This window comes from Peterkaempfera griseoplana (genome assembly GCF_001418575.1).
Classification (GTDB): domain Bacteria; phylum Actinomycetota; class Actinomycetes; order Streptomycetales; family Streptomycetaceae; genus Peterkaempfera; species Peterkaempfera griseoplana.
Genome location: NZ_LIQR01000649.1, coordinates 1 through 4,533, shown reverse-complemented (window position 1 = coordinate 4,533; position 4,533 = coordinate 1). Strand labels below are relative to the sequence as shown.

Sequence of the window (4,533 nt, the reverse complement as noted above, 5' to 3'; positions counted from 1 at the left end):
GTGCCGGGTGAGTTCGCCGTCGACGACCCGCCACAGGTGCAGGGGGTTGGCCGCCTGCAGCGCCTGCGGCAGCAGGTCGTCGGGGAAGCCCTGGTAGGTGACCGGCCGCAGGAACCGCTCGATCGCGCCCATGCCCACGGAGGTGAAGCGGCTGTCGGAGGTGGCCGGGAACGGGCCGCCGTGGGTGGAGGCGTAGGTGACCTCCTGCGGGATCGAGAAGGCGTTGACCACGATGCGGCCGGTGCGGCGCTCCAGGACCGGCAGGAGCTGCGCGGCGGCGGCGTGGTCGGCGGCGTCGGCGTGCAGGGTGGCGGAGAGCTGTCCGCGGAAGGCCCGGGCCGCCTCCAGCAGCAGCTGGTCCGCTCCGGTCAGCCGGACCAGCAGCACGGCGGGGCCGAAGACCTCCTCGCGCAGGTCCGGTTCGGCCAGCAGCTGCTCGCCGGTGACCTCGTACAGCAGGGACCGGCCGTCCCAGGCACGCACCGGGGCCGGCCCGGCGCCGATCCTCCTCGCGCCGCTGCCCTCCATCCGCCGCACGCCCCGGGTGTAGGCGTCGTGGATGCCGGGGGTGAGCATCGTCCGCGCGGCGACCTGCTCCACCTCGGCCGCCGCCGCCTCGCGCAGCTGCGTGAACCCGGGCCCGTCCGCGGCCAGCAGCACGGCGGGCTTCAGGCAGGCCTGGCCGACGTTGTACATGGCGCGCTGCACCAGGCCGGCCCCGATCCGCGCGCCGCGGGCCGCCAGCGCCGCGGGCAGCACGAAGGTGGGGTTGACGCTCGTCATCTCGGTGAACACCGGGATCGGGTCGGGACGCTGCTGGGCCCGGCGGAACAGGGCCATGCCGCCGCCCTCGGAGCCGGTGAAGGTGACCGCCCGCACCAGCGGATGATCCACCAGCGCCTCACCGATGGCGTTGCCCGCACCCCGCACCAGGGAGAAGACACCCTCGTGCAGACCCGCCTCGGCCACCGCCCGCTGCAGCGCACGGCCGGCGATCTCCGAGGTGCCCGGGTGGGCGTTGTGCGCCTTGAGAACCACCGGGCACCCGGCGGCCAACGCCGAGGCGGTGTCACCACCGGCGACCGAGTAGGAGACAGGGAAGTTACTGGCGCCGAAGATCACCACGGGCCCCAGAGCCACCTTCTGCAGCCGATGGTCCATACGCGGAACGGGACGACGGTCCGGCTGCGCCGGGTCCACGGTCGCCTGCAGGAACCGCCCCCGTAGGGGACCACCATCGGTGCCGGGTCCCGTCCTTTCTCTCGCAACGGCATGATGACGCCATGCGCTGCACCGAACGGCACTACCACTGCCGCTCCTGCGGCCACCGGTTCACCCTTCCCGGCGCCGACCTCTCCTTCGCCTACGGCACCTTCCTCGGCGTCTCCGCGACCCCCCAGGCCGCCGTCCTCCACTGCTTCGACCCGACGTACACCGAGATCGAGGCCCTCGTCGACGACCACCGGCGCTCCGCGCACCTCCCCCCGGTGGACGCCGGCCCGCTGGTCCGCTCCGTGATCGGCCGCGTCTTCGACCCGGACCCCACCGGCTCGGCCTTCGACTTCACCGGCACCCACCCCTGCCCGCGGTGCGCATCCGTCCACGTCAACTCCCGTGAGACAGCACTCCCCTGGCCGCACACCGCCCGCCCGGCGACCCACCACCGATGGGACCGGCTGACCGCGCCGGCCAAAGCAGCAACCGTCAGGTCCGCCGTGAACACCCTGCTCCGCTGAACGCCGGAACACCAGGCCAGGCGACGAGCCGCCCAGGCCGGGACAAGCAACAACGCCGGCACCGGCACCGGTCCGCGCGGAGCAGCGCCGGGCGGGGCCCAACGGGCGGGCACCGGTCGAGGCCCGGGGTCCGGCCCGAGGTCGACCCTGACCAGCGGCCCTACGCTCGCCGGCGGACCGGGCCGGCTCCCCCTGCCCGCCCGGGAACCCGATCGGTCCCGATCGGGCCGGTCGTACGCGGCCGCGGGCCCCGGCCCGCGAAGGCCGCTCCCGCGGCTCGTCCCATGGTCCGGATCGACGGTGCGGGTGTGTGCGGCAACGGTGGCGGGAGGGCTCGCTGACCGCTGGGATGACGGCATGGAACGCATCGAGGTGGACCTGTCCGCTGCCGGTGCCGTTCGGATGCCCGGCCGGCGGTTTTCCGGGGTCTGGTGCAGGGCACTCGCTGTCCGTCCTGCACAGTGACGTCGCAAAGACCAGGGCGACCTGCGCCCGCGGCAACGCCGGCGCAGCGCTGGAGTGCGCGGAACTGCTTCTGACCGCGCTCGACGAGATCCTGGCGGGTTATGCGGACCCCCTGACGCGACACGGCATGAAGCGACCTGATGCAACAGCCCCGGCACGTGGCGGCGGGGCCCGGGTACTACCCGCAGCGGCCCCTGCCCCGAGAGGCGCCCTCGTCGCGGAAGGGCCCCGTCACACCCCGGGAAATGCCGTCGAAGGCCCCCGCACACCGGCCCTATCCTGACCGGATGCCCCACGGAAAGACTTCCTACGTCTGCCTGCCCTGCCGAGCCTCCTACAAGCAGCCGTACCTCGGCGACCACACCCGGCTGTGCCCCCGGTGCGCCAAGCCGCTGATCCACGCCGGCTCGGCCTTCGCCGCCCCGCGCCGGCGGGATGACTCCAGCTGGCGCGTGCTCTCGGTGCTCCTGCACGCCGGTGTCCGCTTCCACAAGAGCTGCTGCGGGGGCCCTGGCTACCGGCCGCGGACACTCAGCGACCTCCGGCAGCGGATGGCGCACGCCCGCACCAGCGGTGAGCCGTTCGCCACGGCCCTCGTCCACGGGACCCATCCCACCGCCCTCGGCGCCGGCCGTGCAGGCCGGGCGCCGGCCACCCCCAGGCCCGCGCGGAAGCCCTCCTGAGGACCCCTCAGACCGGTCGATTGCCCATCCTTGCCGTGCCGGCACGGGTGCGCCGGGACGGCTGCTCCTCACCGGGACGATCCCCCCACGGCCCTTCCCACCCTTCGAGCAGGGGAACCAGGGCGCACCGCACCGCCGGGCCGACCCGTCAACGACCCACAAGCCGGCAGGCCTTCTGCAGCTCGGTGACACGGCCTCAGGAGCGATGCGCGCGGCGGGGACGCTGCGACATCGCCAGGACGCCGGCGCCGCACACCAGCAGGCACAGACCCACCACCAGGCCGGCCGGGCAGGCACGGGACTGCCCGTGCCAGCTGATCATGCCGGTCACAACGCCGAGGCCCAGGGTCACCTCACCACCACCCCACAGTCGCGGCGAGGACACATGGCCTCGCAGCCACCACGGCAGCCAGCCACGGGAGAGCGCCGCTACGCCCGGCACGACAGTGAGAGCCGAAACGACGGCAAGAGCGGTCCACTCCACAGCGCCCATACGACACCCGCCCCCCACGAGGTACCTGTGCGGCGCACCGCCCCAGCGCAGGGATCCTGCCACGCCGCCGAGGTCAGGCGAAAGAGTGACCGCCAAGGCGTCGGCACAGCCGGCGGCACGCGGGCCGCCCGGGCCGGGGCCCGCACCCGGCGCCGCCGTCGAACACCCCCGCGCCCGACCCCGACCCCGACCCCGAGGCCGGCGCCGCCGAGCGTGCGATGAGTTCCCGGCGCCGCAAAGGTCCCCACGGTATGACGACGACACGCACGCTGCACACCCCCGAGGCCGACCTTGCCTACGACCTGCATGGCCCCCTGCCGACTCCGGACGGACGCCCACCCTTGGTGATGATCGGCCAGCCCATGGACGCCGGCGGCTTCGCCGCCCTGGCCGCGCACTTCCGCGACCGGACCGTGGTCACCTACGACCCGCGCGGCCTGGGCCGCAGCACCCGCAAGGACGCCCGCACCGACCACACCCCCCAGACTCAGGCCGGTGACGTGCACGCCCTCATCCAGGCGCTCGGCACCACCGCCGTGGAGATGTTCGCCAGCAGCGGCGGCGCGGTGACCGCGCTCGCCCTGGTCGCCACCCACCCCGCAGACGTGACCACCCTCGTCGCGCACGAACCTCCGCTGCTGACGCTGCTCCCCGACGCCGAAGCCGCCCAGCGCGCCCAGGCCCGCGTCCGCGACACCTACCAGGACAAAGGCTGGGGCGCCGGCATGGCAGCCTTCATCGCGATGACGTCGTGGCAGGGCGCATTCACCGACGACTACTTCGCCCGGCCCACCCCGGATCCCGCCGCGTTCGGGCTGCCCACCGAAGACGACGGCTCACGAACCGACCCCCTACTATCCGACCGCTCCTGGGCCATCACCCGCTACCAGCCCCAGGCCGACGCACTCACCGCGGCACCGACGCGGGTGGTGATCGCGGTCGGCGAAGAGTCCCACGGCACCCTCACCGCCCGCACCGCGCAGGCAACAGCCGCGCTGCTCGGTCAGCAGCCAGTGATCTTCCCAAGCCACCACGGCGGTTTCGTCGGAGGCGAGACCGGCTACGCCGGCCAGCCCGAAGCCTTCGCACGCAGGCTGCGCGAGGTCCTCGGGGACACCGGCTGACAGCCGCCCCTCCACCGCACCCCGGAGGGCCC

The 4,533-nt window shown here is 74.0% G+C and carries 6 protein-coding genes; 4 read left to right on the top strand and 2 right to left on the bottom strand.

The window, feature by feature from the left end:
- On the bottom strand, positions 1-1,161 hold a 1,161-nt coding region (locus AOK09_RS34770; protein WP_055591194.1), incomplete at its 3' end, for an aldehyde dehydrogenase family protein.
- 122 nt (positions 1,162-1,283) lie between these two features.
- On the opposite strand from AOK09_RS34770, the gene AOK09_RS34765 reads away from it, so the two are divergent.
- From AOK09_RS34765 to AOK09_RS34760, 3 genes are all read left to right on the top strand, one after another.
- A complete protein-coding gene (locus AOK09_RS34765) occupies positions 1,284-1,736 on the top strand; it encodes a hypothetical protein (protein ID WP_055591193.1) in 453 nt (150 codons plus the stop codon).
- Positions 1,737-2,085: 349 nt separating this feature from the next.
- The gene (locus AOK09_RS43820; RefSeq protein ID WP_407675460.1) at positions 2,086-2,484 is read left to right on the top strand and encodes a DUF6959 family protein; all 399 of its coding nucleotides are present in this window, start codon (positions 2,086-2,088) and stop codon (positions 2,482-2,484) included.
- A 4-nt stretch (positions 2,485-2,488) separates the two neighbouring features.
- Positions 2,489-2,884 (top strand): deoxyxylulose-5-phosphate synthase, encoded by a 396-nt coding sequence (locus tag AOK09_RS34760; RefSeq protein ID WP_245687616.1) that lies wholly within the window; start codon positions 2,489-2,491, stop codon positions 2,882-2,884.
- Positions 2,885-3,080: 196 nt separating this feature from the next.
- Here the strand turns inward: AOK09_RS34760 and AOK09_RS40610 are convergent, their stop codons facing one another.
- A complete protein-coding gene (locus AOK09_RS40610) occupies positions 3,081-3,326 on the bottom strand; it encodes a hypothetical protein (RefSeq protein WP_157876159.1) in 246 nt (81 codons plus the stop codon).
- Positions 3,327-3,628: 302 nt separating this feature from the next.
- On the opposite strand from AOK09_RS40610, the gene AOK09_RS34755 reads away from it, so the two are divergent.
- Positions 3,629-4,501: an alpha/beta fold hydrolase gene (locus AOK09_RS34755; protein ID WP_055591192.1), complete on the top strand. Its 873-nt coding sequence runs from the start codon at positions 3,629-3,631 to the stop codon at positions 4,499-4,501.
- The last annotated feature ends 32 nt before the right edge of the window (positions 4,502-4,533 follow it).

Bases quoted from the DNA above. Each gene is read 5' to 3' on its own strand.
- AOK09_RS34755 (WP_055591192.1), top strand. From the start codon at position 3,629: ATGACGACGACACGCACGCTGCACACCCCCGAGGCCGACCTTGCCTAC.
- AOK09_RS43820 (WP_407675460.1), top strand. From the start codon at position 2,086: ATGACGGCATGGAACGCATCGAGGTGGACCTGTCCGCTGCCGGTGCCG.
- AOK09_RS34760 (WP_245687616.1), top strand. From the start codon at position 2,489: ATGCCCCACGGAAAGACTTCCTACGTCTGCCTGCCCTGCCGAGCCTCC.
- AOK09_RS34765 (WP_055591193.1), top strand. From the start codon at position 1,284: ATGCGCTGCACCGAACGGCACTACCACTGCCGCTCCTGCGGCCACCGG.